The sequence below is a fragment of the Massilia sp. CFBP9012 genome (assembly GCF_034045115.1).
In the GTDB taxonomy this organism is placed as follows: Bacteria; Pseudomonadota; Gammaproteobacteria; order Burkholderiales; family Burkholderiaceae_D; genus Telluria.
This window is the reverse complement of the sequence record NZ_JAXCWM010000011.1, coordinates 66,841-85,542: the sequence shown is the minus strand read 5'-3', so window position 1 is coordinate 85,542 and position 18,702 is coordinate 66,841. Positions and strand designations below refer to the sequence as shown.

The following is an 18,702-nucleotide window of genomic DNA, read 5'->3' as shown; positions in this document are numbered from 1 at the left end:
AGATCGAGGCTATCATGACCCAGCTCCCCTCCCCATCCACCGACGCTCCCATCCTCTATCACGACGGCTGCCGCCTGTGCCTGGACATCGCGCTAACCCTGGGCGCCGCCATCCCCGGCCTGCGGGTCGTGGATCTATGCCTGCATCCCGGGCTGGCGCCGCAGGCGCGCGAACGCGGCGTCACCGAGTTGCCCAGCCTGGTCATCGGCGCCAAGGTGCTGCCGGTCGCGCCGCACTCGGACCTCGCGCACGCGCAGGCCTAGCGGATATCGACCCGCTGGTGCGGCTCGAACTCGTGGTAAATGTCGGGCTGGTGCAGCGGGATGTACATGTGCAGGCGTTTACCGCGGTGGAAAACGCCGCGCAGCGTATTGCACGCTTCCCAGGCACGCTCATAGGAATCGGCGATATGCAGCACGGCCCATGGGCTGTCGGGCGAGCCTTCGCGGATCATCTCGACGTGGCGGATGTGGAAGTAAGGCGCGAAGCTTTCGATGATGGCGGTTTCGCAGGCGTCGCCGTGCAGGCCGGACAGGATGACTTTCATGGTTTTGCTCCAGGGTTCAAGCGATGATGTTCAGGCCGCCGTCGACATAGACAGTGCTGCCGGTCAGGCGGCGCGCGAAGTCCGAGGCGAGATAGGCGCACACCTGGCCGACGTCGTCGATGTCGACCAGTTCACCCAGCGGCGCACGCGCCACCGCATCGCTCAGCAGCAGGTCAAAGTCCTTCAGGCCCGAGGCGGCGCGCGTCTTGAGCGGCCCCGGCGAGATGGCATGCACGCGGATGTCGCGCGGTCCGAGTTCATGGGCCAGGTAGCGGCAGCTCGATTCCAGCGCCGCCTTCACCGGTCCCATCACGTTATAGTTCGGCACCACCTTGTCGGCGCCGTGGTAGCTCATCGCGAACATGCTGCCGCCCTGCGTCATCAAGGGCGCGGCCAGCTTCGCCATGCGCACGAAGGAGTGACACGAGACATCCATCGCCTGCAGGAAGCCGTCCAGCGAGCAGTCGAGCAGGCCGCCCTGCAGGTCCGCCTTGGGCGCGAAGGCGATCGAATGCACAAGGATGTCGAGCTGTCCTAGCTGCGCCAGTTCCGCGAACAGCGCTTCCAGCTGTCCCGGTTCGCGCACGTCGAGCGGCAGCAAGCGTGCGCCAATTTGCGCGGCCAGCGGTTCGACGTGCGGGCGCGCCTTGTCGTTCAGGTAAGTGAGCACCAGTTCGGCGCCCAGCGCATGAAAGGCTTTGGCGCAACCCCAGGCGATTGAATGCTCGTTGGCGACGCCAACCACCAGCGCGCGCTTGCCTTCCAGGATGGAATGATGGTGCATCATGCGGTCTCCAGCAGAAGAAGATCCAGGGTATGACGGGCGATCATGAGTTCTTCATTGGCCGGCACCAGCCACACGGAGACCCGGCTGGCGGGCGTGCTGATGCGGGCGACGCCGGGCGGCGGCGCGTCGTTAAGGCCTTCATCGAGCTCGGCGCCGAGCCAGGCGGCGTCGCGGCAGACGGCGGCGCGCAGGCGCGCGCTGTTCTCGCCGATCCCGCCCGAGAACACCAGCGCGTCCAGGCCGCCCAGCGAGGCCGCCAGCGAACCGAGCTCGCGGCCGATCCGGTAGACCATCAAATCGATCGCCAGTTGCGCGCGCGGATCGCTGCTCGCCTCCAGCGTGCGCATGTCGGACGACAGGCCGGACACGCCCAGCAGGCCCGACTCCTGATACATCAGGCGCTGCACGCTCGATACCTTCATGCCCAGTTCCTCGATCAGGTAGATCACCACGCCCGGATCGAGGGCGCCGCAGCGCGTGCCCATCGGCAGGCCGTCGACGGCGGTGAAGCCCATGGTGCTGGCCACGCTGCGCCCGCCGTGCATGGCGCACATGCTGGCGCCGTTGCCGAGGTGGGCGGCGACCACCCGCGCCCCGGCCAGCGCGGGGTCATGCCGCGGCAAGGTGGCCGCGATGTATTCGTAGGAAAGACCATGGAAACCGTAGCGGCGGATGCCGAGATCGGTGATCTCGGGCGGCAGCGCGAAGGCCTGGGCCAGCGCCGGCTGCGCCGTATGGAAGGCGGTGTCGAAGCAGCCGACCTGCATCAGGCCGGGCGCCAGCGCCATCAGGGCGCGCACCGGCGCCAGGTTGTGCGGCAGGTGCAGCGGGGCGAGCGGCACCAGCCGCTCCAGGCGTTCGAGCACGGGATCAACGAGGCGTTGCGGGCCGCTGTAGTCGACGCCGCCGTGCACGATGCGGTGGCCCACCGCGCGCACGCGGTAGCCTTCGAGTTCACGCTCGGCGAAGTCGATCAGGAAGGCCATGCCGGCATGATGATCGAGCGCGTCCGGCCAACTGCGCTCGCCGACCGTGGCGCCATCGGCGTCCTGGGCGATGAAACGCGTCGCCCCGCGATACAGGTTCTCGATCCGGCCCTTGAAGGCCAGCGTCAGATCGGGCAAGCGGTGCACCGAGAACTTGATGCTGGACGAGCCGGCGTTGATGACGGCGACGCAGTCGCTGGCTCCCATCTCAGCGCCCCGCCAGCCTGGCGCTGGCCAGTTGGTGGCGCGCCAGCAGCACCGCCACCGCGCACGAGGCCAGGCGCGCCGCGACCGTATCGGCGCGGCTGGTGAGAATCAGCGGCACGCGCGCGCCGAGCACGATGCCGGCCGCCGCCGCGCCGGCCATGAAGCTCAGGCTCTTGGCCAGCATATTGCCGGCTTCGAGGTCCGGCGCCACCAGCACGTTGGCGCGGCCCGCGACCGGCGACACCAGGCCCTTGATGGCGGCGGCCTGCAGGTCGATCGCATTGTCCATCGCCAGCGGGCCGTCGAGCACCGCGTCCGTAATCTGGCCGCGATCGGCCATCTTGCACAGGGCCGCGGCGTCGATCGTCGACGGCATCTTGTCGCTCACGGTTTCCACCGCCGCCAGGATCGCCACCCGCACGCCGTCGAAGCCGAGCACCCGGGCCAGGTCGATCGCGTTCTGCACGATGTCGCGCTTGGCCGCCAGGTCGGGAATGATGTTGATGGCGGCATCGGTGATGATCAGCGGCTCGCCGCGGCCCGGCACGTCCATCACGAAGCAGTGGGAGAGGCGGCGCGCCGTGCGCAGGCCGGTGGCGCCCGACACCACGGCGCCCATCAACTCGTCGGTATGCAGGCTGCCCTTCATCAGGACCGACGCCCTGCCCTCGCGCACCAGTTCCACCGCGCGCGTGGCCGAGGCGTGGCTGTGCTCCGTGTCGAACAGCGCCAGCGCCCCGATGTCGAGGCCGGCCGCGTCGGCCGCGGCGTGGATGCGCGCTTGCGGACCGACCAGCATCGGCTCGATCAGGCCGATGCGGGCGGCGTCGAGCGCCGCTTCGATCGCATAGCGGTCGCAGGCATGCGCGACCGCCACCGTCACCGGGCCCTGCTCGCGCGCGGCGGCGATCAGGCGGTCATAATAGGGATGCGTCGTGTTCACCGGTTCCATGCCCGTCTCCTCGTCCTGTGACCCCAAGATGGTAGCATTAGATAGTAGCAAAGCAACGGTTTTATGCTGCGGCGCAACAAAACTTAATCTGGTTTAAGAAAATCCGAGGCCGAATGACGATGAACGCAATCGATGCCGGGGCCAGCAGCCTGGTGCTGGTCGACTACCAGGCCCGGATGATGCCGGCGATCCACGGCGCCGACGACGTCATCGCCAAGGCGCTGCTGCTGGCGCGCGCCGCCGCATTGCTCGAGGTGCCGGTGCTGGGGACAGTGCAGAACCACGAACGGCTCGGGCCGAATAACGACGCGCTGGCGCGGCTGTGCGTGCAGACGGTGGCGAAGACGCACTTCGATGCTTGCGAGGATGGCCTGCTGGCGGCGCTCGACGCGCGAGCCCCGGGCCGCCGGCAATTGGTGATCGCCGGTTGCGAGGCCCACGTGTGCCTGCTGCAGACGGCGCTCGGCCTGCTGCGCGCCGGCCGCGAGGTCTTCGTGGTGGAGAACGCCAGCGGCTCGCGCCGTCCGTCGGACCACGCCGCCGCCATGCGCCGCCTGCAGCATGCCGGCGCGACGATCGTGAGCCACGAAATGGTGCTGTTCGAGTGGCTGCACGATTGCCGCCATCCGCGCTTTCGCGAGGTGCTGGCGCTGGTCAAGTCCGAGCCCGTGGGGCCCGTGCACGCTCACCAGTAGCCGAGAACCTTCCACCAGGCGCCACCGACGATGGCGAACACCGCCAGCTCGAACACGCACATGATCAATCCGATGCGCCACCACGCCCCCATCGTCACGTAGCCGCTGCCGAAGATGATCGGCGAGGTGCCGGTGGCGTAGTGGGTGAGCGTCATCATGATGGCCGAGGCGGCGGTCATCATGAGCAGGAACAGCACCAGGTACTCGCCCGGCACCAGCGCAGCGCCCACCGACAGGAAGGCGAACATCATGGCGCTGATGTGGGCCGTGGTGCTGGCGAACAGGTAGTGCGAGAACACGAAGGCCAGCACCAGCACGGTCGCCGCCGCGCCCCACCCCATGCCGCTGGCGGCGATGGCGTCGCGCATGCCGTTCGAGGCCCAGGCGATGACGCCCAGTTTATTGAGCTGCTCGGCCAGCATCACGAGCGCACCGAACCAGATCAGGGTATCCCAGGCGCTTTTCTCGGACAGCACGTCGTCCCAGTCGAGGGTGCCGGTGATGATCAGCGTGAACAGGCCGAGGAAGGCGACCATGGTGGGATCGAGCGTGAACGCCGGCCCGAACAGCATGGCCGGCACGTTCGCCCACAGCACCAGCAGCAGGCCGAAGGTGCCGAGCATGACTTTCTCCTTGGCCGACAAGGGCCCCATGCGCGTCAGTTCGCTGCGCGCAAAGTGCACCGCATCCGGCGTCTTCTTGAGTTCGGGCGGCGCCAGCAGGTAGACCACGAGCGGCATCAGGAACAGGCAGACCAGGCCCGGCAACACCATGCACAAGGCCCAGGTGGTCCAGCTCAAATGAAAACTCTGGCCGCTGGCGCGGGCGACGAAGTCGACCACCAGCGGATTGGGCGCGGTGGCGGTCAGGAACATCGCCGAGGTGATCGGGTTGGCGTGGTAGTTGACCAGCGCCAGATAGGTGCCCACCTTGCCCTGCGTGCCCTTGGCCGGATCGGAATCGAAGGCGCTGGCGATCGACTTCATGATCGGGTGCACGATGCCGCCGCCGCGCGCGGTATTACTGGGCGTGAACGGCGCCAGCACCAGCTCGCACACGGCCAGGCCGTAGCCGATGCCGACCGTGCGCTTGCCCAGCAGCGCGATGAACTGCAGGCCGATGCGGTTGCCCAGGCCGGTTTTCTTGAGACCGCGCGAGATCAGCACGGCGACCACGATCAGCCAGATGAGCGGGCTGGAAAAGCTGCCGAGGGCATCGGCCATGGCGCCCTTGGACGAACCGGACGTCACCTGCGACAGCGAGACGATGACGATGGCCATCAGGGCCATGACGCCGATCGGCATCACCTTCAGGATGATGGCGACGATGGTGGTAAGGAAGATGGCGACCAGCCCCCAGGAATCGGGGTTCAAGCCCTCGGGATGGGGCAGCGCGAGCAGCGTGACGAGGACGGCGGTGGTGATGAGGGCGGGAACCAGGCGGAACGGCACTGCCTGGTTAAAGTAGCGAAACATGGCCTGCAATTGCGACAGCATGACGATTCCTTCCTGACGGTGAAACCAGATAACAACTACTGGCTAACATGTTAGCAGAGGAATGTTGCGATGCATCAATTGTTGACTGCGATGGTCGGGAACGGCCCAGGCGCTCAGCGTTTGGCGGAGGGTGGCGGGCAAGCCCCGCTCGACGCGTTGATCCCGCAGGGGACGCCGGCGCAGCAATTCTCCGTGAGGAAACCGACCAGTTCGCTCATGGTGTCGAACTGCGCCGTGTAGATGACAAATCTCCCTTCCTGGCGCGCCGTCACCAGGCCGGCATGGCTCAGCTCCTTCAGGTGGAAGGACAGCGCCGACGAGGCGATGCCCAGTTCCTCGCCGACCTTCCCGGCCGGCAGTCCCGCTGGGCCAGCCTGGATCAGCAGCCGAAAGATCGCCAGCCGCGATTCCTGGGCCAGGGCGGCGAGCGCCGCCAGTACCTGTTTCGTTTCCATCCTCGATGTTCCAGTTGAAGAATTTCAGTGCCTAGATTATAGTCGGCCCATCATCTCAATATCTATTGAAATATTGAGATTAACCCGATACCTTTTTACCCATGAACTTCCTGTTTCTCTGCACCGGCAACTCCTGCCGCTCGATCATGAGCGAAGCCGTGTTCAACCATCTCGCACCGCACGGCTTCAAGGCCATCAGCGCCGGCAGCCAGCCGACCGGCCGGCTCAACCCGGATGCGCTCGGCCTGCTGCGCAGTCACGGCATCGCGGTCGACGGCTATACCAGCAAATCCTGGCACGACCTGCCGCTCACGCCTGACGTGGTGGTCACGGTATGCGGCAATGCCGCCGGCGAGACCTGTCCGGCCTACCTGGGCGACGTCGTACGCACCCACTGGGGGCTGACCGACCCGAGCGAGGTCCAGGGAACGCCTGCGGAAATCGCGGCGGCCTTCGAGGCGACCTACGCGATCGTACTGGCCCGCATCGGGGCACTGTTCGCGTTGCCGCTGGCCGAGCTGGCGGGCGAGCGCGCGGCGTTGAAGGCAGCGCTGGACCGCATAGGCGCATGCTGACCGCCTCGCTCATCTTCGTCGCCACGCTGGCGCTGGTGATCTGGCAGCCGCGCGGCCTGGGCATCGGCTGGAGCGCCGCCGCCGGCGCCGTCGCCGCCCTGCTCCTCGGCGTGGTCGAGCTGTCCGACATCCCGGTGGTCTGGGACATCGTCTGGAACGCCACCGGCGCCTTCGTCGCGGTGATCGTCATCAGCCTGCTGCTCGACCGCGCCGGCTCGTTCGAGTGGTCCGCGCTGCACGTGGCGCGCTGGGGCAAGGGCGACGGCCGGCGCCTGTTCGTCCTGCTGGTGCTGCTCGGGGCCGTCGTCGCGGCGCTGTTCGCCAACGACGGCGCGGCGCTGATCCTGACCCCGATCGTGATCGCGATGCTGGCCGCGCTGCGCTTCCCGCCGCGCGCGACGCTGGCCTTCGTGATGGCGGCGGGCTTCGTCGCCGACACCGCCAGCCTGCCGCTGGTGGTGTCGAACCTGGTCAATATCGTCTCGGCCGACTATTTCGGCATCGGCTTCGCGCGCTACGCGGCGGTCATGGTGCCGGTCAACCTGGTGTCGGTGGCGGCGACCCTGGCCATTCTCTACCTGTTCTTTCGCAAGGATATCCCGCGCCACTACGATCTCGCCCAGCTGCGCCGGCCGGCCGATGCGATCCACGACCGCGCGACCTTCATCGCCGGCTGGTGGGTGCTGGCGCTGCTGCTGGCCGGCTTCTTCTGGCTGGACGATGCCGGCGTGCCGATCAGCGCCGTCGCAGCCGGCGGCGCCATCATCCTGCTCGCCGTCGCCGCGCGCGGCCACCACATTCCGACGCGCGCGGTGCTGCGTGGCGCGCCGTGGCAGGTCGTGGTGTTCTCGCTCGGGATGTACCTGGTGGTGTACGGCCTGCGCAATGCCGGCCTGACCGATGGCCTGAGCGTCCTGCTAGAGCGCTGCGCCGCCTACGGGGTATGGGGCGCGGCGCTGGGCACCGGCTTCATCGCCGCGGTCCTGTCGTCCATCATGAACAATATGCCGACGGTGCTGGTCGGCGCGCTGGCGATCGACGCCACCGCCACGCAAGGCGCGGTGCGCGAGGCGATGATCTATGCGAACGTGATCGGCAGCGATTTGGGGCCGAAGATCACGCCGATCGGCAGCCTCGCCACCCTGCTCTGGCTGCACGTGCTGGCGGCCAAGGGCATCCGCATATCGTGGGGCTACTATTTCCGCGTCGGCCTGGTGCTGACTTTGCCGATCCTGCTGCTCACGCTGTGCGCGCTCGCGCTGCGCCTGGGCTGAACCTTTTTCGAGAACGACCATGGACCAGATTCCCGACCTTCCCAACCTCGATCCGGCGCGCCTCGATCTGCCCGCGGCCGAACGGCTCGCTCCCGCCTACGGCATCGACCATGCGCCACGCATCCTGATGCTGTATGGCTCGCTGCGCGAACGCGCATTCAGCCGCCTGCTGACCGAAGAAGCGGCGCGCATCCTGCGCCACTTCGGCGCCGAAGTGAAAATCTTCGATCCCACCGGGCTGCCGATGGTGGGCAGCGTGCCGGAGTCCCATCCGAAAGTGGCCGAGTTGCGCGAGCTATGCATCTGGTCGGAGGGCCAGGTGTGGTGCAGCCCGGAGCGCCACGGCGCCGTTACCTCGGTCTTCAAGAACCAGATCGACTGGATTCCGCTCGAGCAGGGTTCGGTGCGACCGAGCCAGGGCAAGACGCTGGCCGTGATGCAGGTCTGCGGCGGCTCGCAGTCGTTCAATGTAGTCAATGCCCTGCGCCTGCTGGGCCGCTGGATGCGCATGTTCACGATTCCGAACCAGTCGTCGGTGCCGATGGCCTACAAGGAATTCGGCGACGACGACCGCATGCGTCCGTCCGCCTACTACGAGCGCGTGGTCGACGTCATGGAGGAGCTGGTCAAGATCACGCTCCTGATGCGCGGCAGCAGCGCCTACCTGACGGACCGCTACAGCGAGCGCAGCGAGCGCGCGAACCGGGCGATCGATCGCCAGATCGCGCAGCTATAGGCTGTGCTGGCGCCGCAGCGAGGCATCGCATCGAAGTGAGCAGGGTTCAGGCCGCGGCCTGTTCTCCGGTCTTCGGCGCGAAGCGCAAGATCAGGCAGGCGATCGCCGCCGACACCAATGACCCCAGCAGGATGCCGATCTTGGCCTCTTCGACGAATTCGGGATGTCCCGGGAAGGCCAGCCCGCTGATGAACAGGCTCATGGTGAAGCCGATCCCGCACAGCATCGCCATCGCATAGATCTGCAGCCAGCTGGTGCCGGCCGGCTTTGCCGCCAGCCCGGTCTTGACCGCGATCAGCACGCCGCCGAACACGCCCAGCTGCTTGCCCAGGAACAGACCCGCCGCGATGCCCAGCGGGAGCGGCGCCAGGACGCTCGAGGGCGACAGCCCGGCGAACGAGACGCCGGCGTTCACGAAGCCGAACAGCGGCACGATCAGGAAGCCCACCCAGGGCGCCAGCGCATGCTCGAGCCGGTGCAGCGGAGAGTCGGGTGAATCCAATGCATCCGGCTCGCCGGTGGAGGGCATATACGGAATCAGGAAGGCGCCGACGACACCGGCGATGGTGGCGTGCACGCCGGACAGCAGGGTCGCGTACCACAGCAGGGCCAGGCCGATCAGGTAAGGCCACAGCGACGTCACCCGCAACCGGTTCATCGCGACCAGGACTGCGACGATGGCGCCGGCCGCGGCCAGCGCGCCGCCGTCGATGCTCGAGGTATAGAAAATGGCGATGATGACGACCGCGCCCATGTCGTCGAGGATGGCGATCGCCACCAGCAGCAGCTTGAGCGACAGCGGTGCATGGCGCCCGAGCAGGGCCAGCGCGCCTATGGCGAAGGCGATGTCGGTCGCCGACGGGATCGCCCAGCCACTGGCCAGCAGCGGGTCGCTGCGGGTCAGCGCCGTATAGATCACGGCCGGCACCGCCATGCCCATCAAGGCCGGCAAGGCCGGCAGGCGGCGCGCCTTCCAGGTGGCCAGGCTCCCGTCGACCAGCTCACGCCGGATCTCCAGGCCCACCAGCAGGAAGAACAGGGCCATCAGGCCGTCGTTGATCCACAGGTGCGGCGTCATCGGGCCCAGCTTGTCGCTCAGTATGGGACCGGTGGGCAGGTGCAGCAGGTGGTGGTAACTGTCGGCGAGCGGGCTGTTGGCAACCAGCAGCGCGGCGACAGCGGCGAACATCAGCAGGATGCCGCCGGCGGATTCGCTGGCGAGGAATCGCTGGAAGGCGGAAAGATGGGACGCGTTGACGCTCATGAGGGCTTCTCCTTGTACGGAAAACGAAGTTTTTGTCGTTCTCCGTATTCGGGGATAGCCCCGGGCGCACGCAGCACACGCCATACCAGGATTGTACCGAATCGGGCGTTGCGCTTCAACCGCCGCGCAGACCACGCCAGCGACCTTGAAATGAAAAAAGCCACCTTGCGGCGGCTTCTTTCATGATACTTGGCGGAGAGGGTGGGATTCGAACCCACGGTACGGTCACCCGTACGCCTGATTTCGAGTCAGGTACATTCGACCACTCTGCCACCTCTCCGGCTTTGGTCGATCCTTGCAGTGGGCTGCAAGAGACCGCCATTATAGACGCATTCCCGAAAAATGGAAGGGGAAATTGCACCGAAGTGACATCCCCCTTCCCGCGTGCAGCATCAGGCCGCAGGAACCATGCGCTCCAGCCCGCCCATATACGGACGCAGCACTTCCGGCACGATCACGCTGCCGTCGGCCTGCTGGTAGTTCTCCAGCACCGCCACCAGGGTGCGGCCCACGGCCAGGCCCGAGCCGTTCAGGGTATGCACCAGTTCTGGCTTGCCGGCGGCATTGCGGAAACGGGCCTGCATGCGGCGTGCCTGGAAGGCTTCGCAGTTCGACAGCGACGAGATCTCGCGGTAGGTGTTCTGCGCCGGCAGCCACACCTCGAGGTCATAGGTCTTGGCGGCGGAAAAGCCCATGTCGCCGGTGCACAGCTGCATCACGCGGTATGGCAGGCCGAGCGAGGTCAGGATGAATTCGGCCTGGCCGACCATCTCTTCGAGCGCCGCGTACGACTGCTCCGGATGCACCACCTGGACCAGCTCAACCTTGTCGAACTGGTGCTGGCGGATCATGCCGCGGGTGTCGCGGCCATAGCTGCCGGCTTCGGAACGGAAGCACGGGGTATGCGCGGTCATCTTGATCGGCAGTTCGTCCAGCGCCACGATCTCGTCGCGCACCACATTGGTCAGCGAGACTTCCGAGGTCGGGATCAGGTAGAAGGTCTCGCCCTCGCCTTCGGCGCCGCCCTTCTTCACCGAGAACAGGTCGGCCTCGAACTTCGGCAGCTGGCCGGTGCCGCGCAGCGAATCGGCGTTGACCAGATACGGGGTGTAGCACTCGGTATAGCCGTGCTGGCCAGTGTGGGTGTCGAGCATGAACTGCGCCAGCGCGCGGTGCAGGCGCGCCATGCCGCCCTTCATCATCGAGAAGCGCGAGCCGGTGACCTTGGTCGCGGTTTCGAAATCCAGGCCCAGGCGCTCGCCGATGTCGACGTGGTCGCGCACCTCGAAGTCGAACGCGGCTGGAGTACCAACCTTGCGCACTTCGACGTTGGCGCTTTCGTCCTTGCCTTCGGGCGTGCTCTCGTGCGGCAGGTTGGGCAGTGCGGCGATGAAGTTCGTCAGCTTGGCCTGGACCTCGGCCAGCGCCACTTCGTTGGCCTTGAGCTCGTCGCCCAGTCCGGCGACTTCAGCCATCACGGCCGTCGTGTCTTCGCCTTTTCCCTTCAGCATGCCGATCTGCTTCGACAGCGAATTGCGCTTGCCTTGCAGTTCTTCGGTGCGCGTCTGGTTCGCCTTGCGTTCGGCCTCCAGCGCGTTGAAACTGGCCACATCGAGCTGGTACTTGCGGGTCGCCAGGCGGGCGGCGACGTTGTCGATGTCTTTGCGGAGAAGTTGGATGTCAATCATGTCTGGTTGGACTGGGCTGTATATCGAAAACACAATTGTACCAAGCCGACCGACATTATTTGCGAGATTCGGCAAGCATGCTGCCGGGGCCTCGCCCTGCTGCCCCTAAAACCGGCTTGCGCCGGTTTTAGCGGACTGCCAGGCGCGGTGCGCTGACGATCACGGTCTGGATGCTGGCCATGTCGATGGCCGGGACGGTCGATGCGGCGATCTCGATCGGACGCTCGTTGGCGGTAGCGAAACTGGCGACCAGGCCCAGGGCGGCGACGGCGAGGAACAGGACTTCGAAGTTTTTACGGATGTTCATGATGGCTCCTTCAGGGGTTGGATGATTCGCGAATTGCTTTGCGATGGTGGTACTTTAGCCACCAGCCCCCTGGATCGCCATCGACTTGCGACGAAGCGCATGAAACGCGGCGCAGAATGCATCAATGCGGGATCAAGCGCGAGATGCCGGCGCATTGCGCGCCGTTGAAGGAAGAAATGAAGAAAGAAGGACTGGCGCCGGTTCCGCCGGCGCCGTACGCATGCCTACGAACCGTCTCCATTGGCGCGCGCCTCGTCGTCCAGGCTGCGCAACCAGGCCAGCTTCTCGGCGATCTTGCTCTCGATCCCGCGCGGCACCGGCTGGTACCAGCCGGGTTCTAGCATCCCATCCGGCAGATAGGTTTCGCCGGCCGCATACGCGTTCGGCTCGTCGTGGGCATAACGGTATTCGTGGCCGTAGCCCAGCTCTTTCATGAGCTTGGTCGGCGCATTGCGCAGGTGGACCGGCACCTCGCGCGACTTGTCCTTGCGCACGAAGGCCATCGCCGCATTGAAGGCGTTGTAGCCGGCATTGCTCTTGGACGCGATCGCCAGGTAGATCACGGCCTGGCCCAGCGCCAGCTCGCCTTCGGGCGAACCGAGCCGCTCATAGGTCGCGGCGGCGTCGTTGGCCAGCTGGATCGCGCGCGGATCGGCGATGCCGATGTCTTCCCACGCCATGCGCACGATGCGGCGCGACAGGTACTTGGCGTCGGCGCCGCCGTCGAGCATGCGACACAGCCAGTACAGCGCGGCATCGGGGTGCGAGCCGCGCACCGATTTGTGCAGGGCCGAGATCTGGTCGTAGAAATTGTCGCCGCCCTTGTCGAAACGGCGCGCATTGAGCGTCAGCGCGTTCTCGACGAACTCGGCGGTGATGCGATTGGTCGCGGCGGTATTGGCCGAAGTGCTGGTCTGCTCGAGCAGGTTCAGGAAGCGGCGCGCATCGCCATCGGCGTAGCCGATCAGGGTGTCGATCGCCAGTTCGTCGAATTCCAGGTGCTGCAAGGCTTCCTTGCGGGCGCGTTCCAGCAACTGGCGCATCTCGACGTCGCTCAAGGCCTTCAGCACATACACCTGCGAACGCGACAGCAACGCCGAATTGACTTCGAACGACGGGTTCTCGGTGGTGGCGCCGATCAGGGTCACCAGGCCGCTTTCCACGAACGGCAGCAAGGCGTCCTGCTGCGATTTATTGAAGCGGTGGATCTCGTCGATGAACAGGATCGTGTGCTTGCCCCGCGCCAGGTACTGCTCGGCTTGCTCGATCGACGCGCGGATGTCCTTGACGCCCGATAGCACCGCCGACAGCGCGATGAACTCGCAGTCGAAAGCATAGGCGGTCAGGCGCGCCAGCGTGGTCTTGCCCACTCCCGGCGGGCCCCACAGGATCATCGAATGCGGCTTGCCGGATTTAAAGACCAGGTTCAGCGGCTTGCCGGGGCCCAGCAAATGGCTCTGGCCGACCACCTCGTCGATGGTGCGCGGACGCAGGGCTTCGGCCAGCGGCGCGGCCGGCGCGGTCTTGAACAGGTCATCCGTGGACATGAATGCGGAAAGGCGAATGGTTGTGCATGGGCGTAGTGTAGCCGATGCACGACGGGGCCGCGCGGCGCGCGCCCCGTTGATGGCTTACTGGTTCACGACGTCGGCGCCCTGCGGCACCGTGAACTTGAACTGCTGCGCGCCCAGCTGCGGATTGCGCTGGAAGTTGGTGAAGGTCAGGCGCGAAGTCTGGCCGAAGGTATCCTTCAATTCCATCGCCATCGGCACGCCGTCCTTCAGGCCGATGCTGATCTGTTCGAACGAGGTGTCCTTGGCCTTCGGCGTGGCGTTCAGCCATTCCATGCCGTCCCGCGCGCCGGCTTCGCTCAGCGTGAAGTTTTCTTCCAGCTTGTTGCTGCCGAACAGGATCGCGGCCGGCGAGCTGCCCAGCGCGTTGCCCAGCTTGCGGGTGGTGACCTGGTTCAGGTCCTTGTCGTAGATGTACAGGGTTTCGCCGTCGGCCTGCAGCACTTGCTCATAGGGCTTCTGGTAGGTCCAGATGAACTTGCCGGGACGGGCGAACACGAAGCTGCCGCTCGATGCCGGAGTGGCCTTGCCGCTCTTCGATTTGCCCAGTTGCTGCTGGGTGAATTCGCCCTTGGCCGACTGGGTCGAGGCGACGAAGGACTTGAACTGGTCGAGGGCGGCGGCGCTCGCCACGCCCGAAAAGGCGAAGGCACTCGCGGCCACCAGCGCGGCAAAACTGAATTTGGTCATTGCTTGCATCCAGGATTCCTTTATTGTTATTCGGCGCTTGCAGTCGGCACCAGGATGTCGCGGTTGCCGTTCGACTGCATCGGCGACACCATGCCGTTCTGCTCCATTTGCTCGATCAGGCGGGCGGCCCGGTTGTAGCCGATGCGCAGGTGACGCTGCACCAGCGAGATCGAGGCCTTGCGGTTCTTGAGCACGACCTGCACTGCCTGGTCGTACATGGCGTCGGATTCGCCGCCACCCTCGCCCGCCACCGCACCGTCGGCGCCACCTTCTTCCAGGGTGCCGCCTTCGAGGATGCCCTCAATATAATTGGGCGCGCCCTGCTCTTGCAGATGTTTTACAACTCGATGCACTTCCTCGTCCGACACGAATGCGCCGTGGACCCGTACCGGCAGACCGGTGCCGGGCGGCATGTACAGCATGTCACCCATGCCCAGCAGGGTCTCGGCGCCCATCTGGTCGAGAATCGTGCGCGAGTCGATTTTCGAAGAAACCTGGAACGCGATCCGGGTCGGGATATTGGCCTTGATCAGGCCGGTGATCACGTCGACCGACGGCCGCTGGGTCGCAAGAATCAGGTGGATCCCGGCCGCGCGCGCCTTCTGGGCGATACGCGCGATCAGCTCTTCCACCTTCTTGCCGACGACCATCATCAGGTCGGCGAGCTCGTCGATGATGATGACGATGGTCGGCAGTTTTTCCAGCGGCTCGGGCGCGTCCGGCGTGATCGAGAACGGGTTCGGGATGTGTTCCTCGCGCTTGGCGGCCTCGAGGATCTTGGCGTTGTAGCCGGCCAAGTTACGCACGCCCAGCTTACTCATGAGCTTGTAGCGGCGCTCCATCTCGTTGACAGCCCAGTTCAGCGCGTGCCCGGCCTGGCGCATATCGGTCACGACCGGCGCCAGCAGGTGAGGAATACCTTCGTAGACCGACATCTCCAGCATCTTTGGATCGATCAGGATCAGGCGCACGTCGGCCGGGTCGGATTTGTACAGCAGCGACAGGATGGTGGCATTGATGCCCACCGATTTACCCGAGCCTGTGGTACCCGCCACCAGCAGGTGCGGCATCTTGGCCAGGTCGGCCACCACCGGCTTGCCGGCGATGTCCTTGCCCAGCGCCACGGTCAGGCTGGACGGGCTGTCGCCATATACCTTGGAACCGACGATCTCGGTCAGGCGCACGATTTGCCGCTTCGGATTCGGCAACTCCAGCGCCATATAGTTCTTGCCGGGGATGGTCTCGACCACGCGGATCGAAGTCAGGGACAGCGAACGCGCCAGGTCGCGCGCCAGGTTGACGATCTGGCTGCCCTTGACGCCGGTGGCCGGTTCGATCTCGTAGCGGGTGACGACCGGGCCCGGATAGGCGGCCACGACCTTGGCTTCGACGCCGAAGTCGGACAGCTTCTTCTCGATCAGGCGGCTGGTGAATTCCAGCGTTTCGATCGACACCGTCTCCTGGGCGGCCGGCGCATCGTCCAGCAGGCCCAGCGGCGGCAGGCCGGAATCGCCGTTCAAGTCCTGGAACAGCGGCGATTGGCGCTCCTTCTCGGCGCGCTCTGACTTTGGCACGCTGACCATCTGCGGCTCGATCTTGATCGTGGGCGCCACCGCCTGGGCCGACGGCAAGGACGCCGACGATGGGGCGGCTTTTGGCGCCGGCTGCGCCAACTCGAGCGACGGCTCGGCCTTCACCACCGGGATCGGCTTGTCCGCATGCTTTTCGGTGAACTTGGCGCGCTCGTGGACCACCACTTCGTCGCGCTTGACGGCGGCAGCTTCGCCATGGCGGCGGTCCTCGATGTCTTCCATGCGCAGGCGGAACCAGTCGAAGGTGCCGTCGACCACGGCGCCGATGCGCTCGGCCACGGCCAGCCACGACACCTGGAAGAACAGCGAAAAGCCCAGGAAGAACAGCAGCAGCAGGAGCAGGGTCGCGCCGGTCGAGCCGAAAGCAACGTGGCTCGCATGGCCGATCAGCTGGCCCAGCACCCCGCCCGGGGCGCGCGGCAGCTCGACGTCCCAGGACCACATGCGCAGGTACTCCAGGCCGACGCTGCCGGCGAACATCAGGGCGAAGCCGATCCAGCGCACGTACATCTCGCCGTGGTGCGGTTCCTCTACCTTGGTGCCGAGCTTGTCGGTGAGCCGGCGCCAGCCGCGCCAGACCTGGCGCAGGAAGATCACGCCCCACCACCAGGCCGAGAAACCGAAGATGAACAGCAGCAGGTCGGACAGCCAGGCGCCGGCGCGCCCGCCCAGGTTAGCGATGCGCGGCACGACGTTGGCGTGCGACCAGCCCGGATCGAGCTTGCTGTAGCTGAGCAGGATCAGGACGAAATACAGGAAGGCGACGGCGCCGGCGATCCAGCGCGCCTCGGACAGCAGGCGCGCGAGGCGGCCCGGCAGCGGACGACGGGCGGCGGCGCTGGCCTGGGTGCGGGTGTATCCGGAGGTGCTGGCTTGGCTATTCTTGCTCATTACAGGTACTGCGGAAGTAAGTACTATCGACGATCCGCTCATTCTAAGCGATATACGGTCGCGTTGCCCCCACGATTCATGCACATCTGCATCATCGACTATAATCGGCGCTCTCTGGACACCCCTCTGGCTGGCTTCGGTGGCCCTTGATTCCTGTCAGGCCGCCCCCAATTGCCGTGTGTCCACATAACAACCACGTGAAGCAAAGAGCGCCGCCATGACTACTACCAAACACGCCAAAGTCCTCATCCTCGGTTCCGGGCCAGCCGGCTACAGCGCCGCGGTGTACGCCGCCCGCGCCAACCTGAAGCCGATGCTGGTGACCGGCGTCGAGCAGGGCGGCCAGCTGATGACCACCACCGACGTCGAGAACTGGCCGGGCGATCCGCTGGGCGTGCAGGGTCCGGAACTGATGCAGCGCCTGTTGCAGCATGCCGAGCGCTTCAACACCGAGATCGTGTTCGACCACATTCACACGACCTACCTGAACGAAAAACCGATCCGCCTGGTGGGCGACAGCCACACCTTCACCTGCGACGCCCTGATCATCGCCACCGGCGCCTCGGCCCAGTACCTGGGCCTGCCGTCGGAACAGGCCTTCATGGGCCGCGGCGTGTCGGCCTGCGCCACCTGCGACGGTTTCTTCTACCGCAACCAGGAAGTCGCGGTCATCGGCGGCGGCAATACCGCGGTCGAGGAAGCCCTGTACCTGGCCGGCATCGCCTCGAAAGTCACCCTGATCCACCGCCGCGACAAGTTCCGCGCCGAGCCGATCCTGGTCGACCGCCTGATGCACAAGGTCAGCGAAGGCAAGATTGTGCTCGAGCTGAACCAGACCCTGGACGAAGTCCTGGGCGACCAGAGCGGCGTGACCTCGCTGCGCCTGAAATCGGCCAACAGCGACGAAACCAAGGAACTGACCGTGCACGGCCTGTTCGTGGCGATCGGCCACAAGCCGAACACCGGCATCTTCGAGGGCCAGCTCGAAATGCACAGCGGCGGCTACCTGGTGACCAAGTCGGGCCTGGAAGGCATGGCGACCGCCACCAGCGTGCCGGGCGTGTTCGCCGCCGGCGACGTGCAAGACCACATCTATCGCCAGGCGATCACCAGCTCGGGCACTGGTTGCATGGCCGCGCTCGACGCCCAGCGCTACCTGGAAGCGCTGGAAGACGATCCTAAATAAGCGATCCAAAGTAATCAACGCACTAAAAAGGTAGCAAGCGATGGCGGGCATGAAAGACTTCGCGCAGCTGAAAGGCTTGCGCGACCAGCTCAAGGAAGACGAGCGCGTGCGCGCCATCGAACAGGCCGAACGCGAAAAGCGCGAGCGCATCGCGCGCGAACGGGCGGTGGAATTTCGCACCTCGATGGAAGGCATCACCAAGATGCCCGAATCAGACCGCTACGTGCATCGCCCGGTGTATGTGGCGCCGGGCGCCGCCCGAGCGCGGGCGCAGCTGAGCCCCGAGGACGAAACGGCGGACGTGCTGCGCGCCTCGATGTCGGATGAACTGTCCGACCTGTTCGACGTCGAGGGCATGCTCGACGAAGACCCGTCCATGAGCTATGCCCGCGACGGCGTCGGCCCCGATGTCGTGAAGAAGCTGCGCAAGCGCCACTGGCCGATCCAGGACGAGCTCGACCTGCACGGCCTGACCCGCGACGGCGCGCGCGACGCCCTCACCGACTTCCTGCACCGCGCCAACCGGCGCGGGATGCGCTGCGTACGCATCATCCACGGCATCGGCTACGGTTCGCCCAAGGGCGAGCCGGTGCTGCGCAGCATCGTGCACAGCTGGCTGGTGCAAAAAAACGAGGTCATCGCCTTCTGCGCCGCCGGCCGTTCCGACGGTGGCCATGGCGCCCTCATCGCCCTGCTGCGTCCCGCCCTGCACGATTGATGTTGCGCGCGTTGGACGGTATGCTGCATTTCGTGTGACAAGCGCGCGTTTCAAACTGGCAATTTCGCCGGAAGTTGTCTGTTAA

General features: G+C 65.8%; 19 protein-coding genes and 1 tRNA gene. 7 read left to right on the top strand and 13 right to left on the bottom strand.

Annotated features, from left to right (window positions below; genetic code table 11):
• The first annotated feature begins 14 nt into the window (after window positions 1-14).
• The gene (locus SOM61_RS18600; RefSeq protein ID WP_320475458.1) at window positions 15-263 is read left to right on the top strand and encodes a hypothetical protein; all 249 of its coding nucleotides are present in this window, start codon (window positions 15-17) and stop codon (window positions 261-263) included.
• Here SOM61_RS18600 and SOM61_RS18595 read toward each other — a convergent pair.
• From SOM61_RS18595 to SOM61_RS18580, 4 genes are read right to left on the bottom strand one after another with little or no spacing between them, the layout of a single operon-like run.
• On the bottom strand, window positions 260-547 hold the full coding sequence (locus SOM61_RS18595; RefSeq protein ID WP_123068860.1) for an RNA-binding protein: 288 nt from the start codon (window positions 545-547) through the stop codon (window positions 260-262). The genes SOM61_RS18600 and SOM61_RS18595 overlap by 4 nt on opposite strands.
• A 16-nt stretch (window positions 548-563) precedes the next feature.
• A complete protein-coding gene (fabI, locus tag SOM61_RS18590) occupies window positions 564-1,331 on the bottom strand; it encodes an enoyl-ACP reductase FabI (protein ID WP_320475577.1) in 768 nt (255 codons plus the stop codon).
• The gene (locus SOM61_RS18585) at window positions 1,331-2,527 is read right to left on the bottom strand and encodes an acetate/propionate family kinase (protein WP_320475457.1); all 1,197 of its coding nucleotides are present in this window, start codon (window positions 2,525-2,527) and stop codon (window positions 1,331-1,333) included. The genes fabI and SOM61_RS18585 overlap by 1 nt, the downstream gene beginning before the upstream one ends.
• A gap of 1 nt (window position 2,528) precedes the next feature.
• On the bottom strand, window positions 2,529-3,479 hold the full coding sequence (locus tag SOM61_RS18580; protein ID WP_320475456.1) for a phosphate acetyltransferase: 951 nt from the start codon (window positions 3,477-3,479) through the stop codon (window positions 2,529-2,531).
• A 119-nt stretch (window positions 3,480-3,598) separates the two neighbouring features.
• On the opposite strand from SOM61_RS18580, the gene SOM61_RS18575 reads away from it, so the two are divergent.
• The gene (locus tag SOM61_RS18575; RefSeq protein WP_320475576.1) at window positions 3,599-4,174 is read left to right on the top strand and encodes an isochorismatase family protein; all 576 of its coding nucleotides are present in this window, start codon (window positions 3,599-3,601) and stop codon (window positions 4,172-4,174) included.
• On the opposite strand, the gene SOM61_RS18570 is transcribed toward SOM61_RS18575, so the two are convergent.
• Together SOM61_RS18570 and SOM61_RS18565 are read right to left on the bottom strand one after the other, a co-directional pair.
• Complete coding sequence (locus SOM61_RS18570) at window positions 4,165-5,670, bottom strand: DASS family sodium-coupled anion symporter (protein WP_320475455.1); 1,506 nt, start codon at window positions 5,668-5,670, stop codon at window positions 4,165-4,167. The two genes, SOM61_RS18575 and SOM61_RS18570, sit on opposite strands and share 10 nt — an antisense overlap.
• Before the next feature lie 113 nt (window positions 5,671-5,783).
• Window positions 5,784-6,125, bottom strand: coding sequence for an ArsR/SmtB family transcription factor (locus SOM61_RS18565; RefSeq protein WP_320475454.1), 342 nt, complete (start codon window positions 6,123-6,125; stop codon window positions 5,784-5,786).
• Between the two features lie 101 nt (window positions 6,126-6,226).
• Between SOM61_RS18565 and SOM61_RS18560 the strand changes: the two genes are divergently transcribed.
• From SOM61_RS18560 to arsH, 3 genes are read left to right on the top strand one after another with little or no spacing between them, the layout of a single operon-like run.
• Entirely contained in the window at window positions 6,227-6,700 is a 474-nt protein-coding gene (locus SOM61_RS18560; RefSeq protein ID WP_320475453.1) for an arsenate reductase ArsC, read from the top strand.
• The gene (locus SOM61_RS18555) at window positions 6,694-7,974 is read left to right on the top strand and encodes an arsenic transporter (RefSeq protein ID WP_320475452.1); all 1,281 of its coding nucleotides are present in this window, start codon (window positions 6,694-6,696) and stop codon (window positions 7,972-7,974) included. Before SOM61_RS18560 ends, SOM61_RS18555 begins: the two co-directional genes overlap by 7 nt.
• Before the next feature lie 19 nt (window positions 7,975-7,993).
• Window positions 7,994-8,710, top strand: coding sequence for an arsenical resistance protein ArsH (gene arsH, locus SOM61_RS18550; protein ID WP_320475451.1), 717 nt, complete (start codon window positions 7,994-7,996; stop codon window positions 8,708-8,710).
• A 46-nt stretch (window positions 8,711-8,756) separates the two neighbouring features.
• Here the strand turns inward: arsH and nhaA are convergent, their stop codons facing one another.
• The 7 genes from nhaA to SOM61_RS18515 form a co-directional block, all read right to left on the bottom strand.
• Window positions 8,757-9,974, bottom strand: coding sequence for a Na+/H+ antiporter NhaA (gene nhaA / locus SOM61_RS18545; RefSeq protein WP_320475450.1), 1,218 nt, complete (start codon window positions 9,972-9,974; stop codon window positions 8,757-8,759).
• A gap of 190 nt (window positions 9,975-10,164) precedes the next feature.
• Window positions 10,165-10,254: transfer RNA gene (locus SOM61_RS18540), tRNA-Ser, on the bottom strand.
• 112 nt (window positions 10,255-10,366) lie between these two features.
• Window positions 10,367-11,662 (bottom strand): serine--tRNA ligase, encoded by a 1,296-nt coding sequence (serS, locus tag SOM61_RS18535; RefSeq protein ID WP_320475449.1) that lies wholly within the window; start codon window positions 11,660-11,662, stop codon window positions 10,367-10,369.
• 127 nt (window positions 11,663-11,789) lie between these two features.
• Window positions 11,790-11,969: a hypothetical protein gene (locus tag SOM61_RS18530; RefSeq protein ID WP_320475448.1), complete on the bottom strand. Its 180-nt coding sequence runs from the start codon at window positions 11,967-11,969 to the stop codon at window positions 11,790-11,792.
• 224 nt (window positions 11,970-12,193) lie between these two features.
• Window positions 12,194-13,516 (bottom strand): replication-associated recombination protein A, encoded by a 1,323-nt coding sequence (locus SOM61_RS18525; protein WP_320475447.1) that lies wholly within the window; start codon window positions 13,514-13,516, stop codon window positions 12,194-12,196.
• Window positions 13,517-13,600: 84 nt separating this feature from the next.
• A complete protein-coding gene (gene lolA, locus SOM61_RS18520; protein WP_320475575.1) occupies window positions 13,601-14,254 on the bottom strand; it encodes an outer membrane lipoprotein chaperone LolA in 654 nt (217 codons plus the stop codon).
• 2 nt (window positions 14,255-14,256) lie between these two features.
• The gene (locus SOM61_RS18515) at window positions 14,257-16,713 is read right to left on the bottom strand and encodes a DNA translocase FtsK (RefSeq protein ID WP_320475446.1); all 2,457 of its coding nucleotides are present in this window, start codon (window positions 16,711-16,713) and stop codon (window positions 14,257-14,259) included.
• A gap of 217 nt (window positions 16,714-16,930) precedes the next feature.
• Between SOM61_RS18515 and trxB the strand changes: the two genes are divergently transcribed.
• Window positions 16,931-17,899, top strand: coding sequence for a thioredoxin-disulfide reductase (gene trxB / locus SOM61_RS18510; RefSeq protein ID WP_123068839.1), 969 nt, complete (start codon window positions 16,931-16,933; stop codon window positions 17,897-17,899).
• A gap of 40 nt (window positions 17,900-17,939) precedes the next feature.
• Window positions 17,940-18,617: a Smr/MutS family protein gene (locus SOM61_RS18505; RefSeq protein ID WP_320475445.1), complete on the top strand. Its 678-nt coding sequence runs from the start codon at window positions 17,940-17,942 to the stop codon at window positions 18,615-18,617.
• Window positions 18,618-18,702 lie beyond the last annotated feature (85 nt).

What these genes read in the sequence shown, in the direction of transcription:
- SOM61_RS18600 (WP_320475458.1), top strand. Translation starts at nt 15, where the DNA reads ATGACCCAGCTCCCCTCCCCATCCACCGACGCTCCCATCCTCTATCAC.
- SOM61_RS18595 (WP_123068860.1), bottom strand. Translation starts at nt 547, where the DNA reads ATGAAAGTCATCCTGTCCGGCCTGCACGGCGACGCCTGCGAAACCGCC.
- fabI (WP_320475577.1), bottom strand. Translation starts at nt 1,331, where the DNA reads ATGCACCATCATTCCATCCTGGAAGGCAAGCGCGCGCTGGTGGTTGGC.
- SOM61_RS18585 (WP_320475457.1), bottom strand. Translation starts at nt 2,527, where the DNA reads ATGGGAGCCAGCGACTGCGTCGCCGTCATCAACGCCGGCTCGTCCAGC.
- SOM61_RS18580 (WP_320475456.1), bottom strand. Translation starts at nt 3,479, where the DNA reads ATGGAACCGGTGAACACGACGCATCCCTATTATGACCGCCTGATCGCC.
- SOM61_RS18575 (WP_320475576.1), top strand. Translation starts at nt 3,599, where the DNA reads ATGAACGCAATCGATGCCGGGGCCAGCAGCCTGGTGCTGGTCGACTAC.
- SOM61_RS18570 (WP_320475455.1), bottom strand. Translation starts at nt 5,670, where the DNA reads ATGCTGTCGCAATTGCAGGCCATGTTTCGCTACTTTAACCAGGCAGTG.
- SOM61_RS18565 (WP_320475454.1), bottom strand. Translation starts at nt 6,125, where the DNA reads ATGGAAACGAAACAGGTACTGGCGGCGCTCGCCGCCCTGGCCCAGGAA.
- SOM61_RS18560 (WP_320475453.1), top strand. Translation starts at nt 6,227, where the DNA reads ATGAACTTCCTGTTTCTCTGCACCGGCAACTCCTGCCGCTCGATCATG.
- SOM61_RS18555 (WP_320475452.1), top strand. Translation starts at nt 6,694, where the DNA reads ATGCTGACCGCCTCGCTCATCTTCGTCGCCACGCTGGCGCTGGTGATC.
- arsH (WP_320475451.1), top strand. Translation starts at nt 7,994, where the DNA reads ATGGACCAGATTCCCGACCTTCCCAACCTCGATCCGGCGCGCCTCGAT.
- nhaA (WP_320475450.1), bottom strand. Translation starts at nt 9,974, where the DNA reads ATGAGCGTCAACGCGTCCCATCTTTCCGCCTTCCAGCGATTCCTCGCC.
- serS (WP_320475449.1), bottom strand. Translation starts at nt 11,662, where the DNA reads ATGATTGACATCCAACTTCTCCGCAAAGACATCGACAACGTCGCCGCC.
- SOM61_RS18530 (WP_320475448.1), bottom strand. Translation starts at nt 11,969, where the DNA reads ATGAACATCCGTAAAAACTTCGAAGTCCTGTTCCTCGCCGTCGCCGCC.
- SOM61_RS18525 (WP_320475447.1), bottom strand. Translation starts at nt 13,516, where the DNA reads ATGTCCACGGATGACCTGTTCAAGACCGCGCCGGCCGCGCCGCTGGCC.
- SOM61_RS18515 (WP_320475446.1), bottom strand. Translation starts at nt 16,713, where the DNA reads ATGAGCAAGAATAGCCAAGCCAGCACCTCCGGATACACCCGCACCCAG.
- trxB (WP_123068839.1), top strand. Translation starts at nt 16,931, where the DNA reads ATGACTACTACCAAACACGCCAAAGTCCTCATCCTCGGTTCCGGGCCA.
- SOM61_RS18505 (WP_320475445.1), top strand. Translation starts at nt 17,940, where the DNA reads ATGGCGGGCATGAAAGACTTCGCGCAGCTGAAAGGCTTGCGCGACCAG.